This window comes from Allolucifera butyrica (genome assembly GCF_900476375.1).
GTDB lineage: Bacteria > Bacillota > Negativicutes > Sporomusales > UPPP01 > Lucifera > Lucifera butyrica.
This window is the reverse complement of the sequence record NZ_UPPP01000128.1, coordinates 1-754: the sequence shown is the minus strand read 5'-3', so window position 1 is coordinate 754 and position 754 is coordinate 1. Positions and strand designations below refer to the sequence as shown.

Below are 754 nucleotides of genomic sequence, written 5' to 3'. Positions count from 1 at the left end.
CTTCGGGAATCTCGTTTGATTTCTTTTCCTCCGGGTACTTAGATGTTTCAGTTCCCCGGGTGCCCTCCTATTTTGCAATAGGTGACGGTGCATTACCACCGCCGGGTTCCCCCATTCGGAGATCCAGGGATTATTGCCTGCTTGCGGCTCCCCCTGGCTTTTCGGAGCTTACCCCGTCCTTCTTCGGCTCTTGGCGCCTAGGCATCCACCGTATGCCCTTTATAACTTGACTTCTTTTGCGCTATACCCGCTTGTCTATAAGCCGCCATCTGCGTTGTCAGGTCTGCGAGCCTTCCTTTCGACGTACCTCCAGTACGACTCCAGTCAGATTCTCGACCTTCCTAGCATCTGGCACCTTCTAGCCAACCTTTGGCTTGGACTCATTACTTTTGGGAACCGGAGGTTACCCTCCTGCGCCCTGTGCTGTGAGCCCTGCGCTTCGTTTGCTCGTTAAGTTTACTCTCTCTTATCGAGAGGGTATCTTCTTCTTTCTTCTGTGCAGTTTTCAAGGAACCTTGAGGGCTGTTCCCTCAAAACCAAACAATGTAAGTGGATACGACTGCGAGCGCTTAAGCTCCGTCTCGTATCTGCCAAATGTGTCCGACCTAGGATTTGAGGAATCCTGCGATTCCTCGTGTCTCCTTAGAAAGGAGGTGATCCAGCCGCACCTTCCGATACGGCTACCTTGTTACGACTTCACCCCAATCATCGGCCCCACCTTCGACGGCTGGCTCCTTTCGGTTACCTCACCGGC

At 53.1% G+C, this 754-nt stretch carries 2 rRNA genes; both read right to left on the bottom strand.

From position 1 onward, the window contains the following. Positions 1-232: ribosomal RNA gene (locus LUCIF_RS24360) — 23S ribosomal RNA — on the bottom strand; the annotation flags it as partial. A gap of 414 nt (positions 233-646) precedes the next feature. Next, a 16S ribosomal RNA gene (locus tag LUCIF_RS24355) occupies positions 647-754 on the bottom strand; the annotation flags it as partial.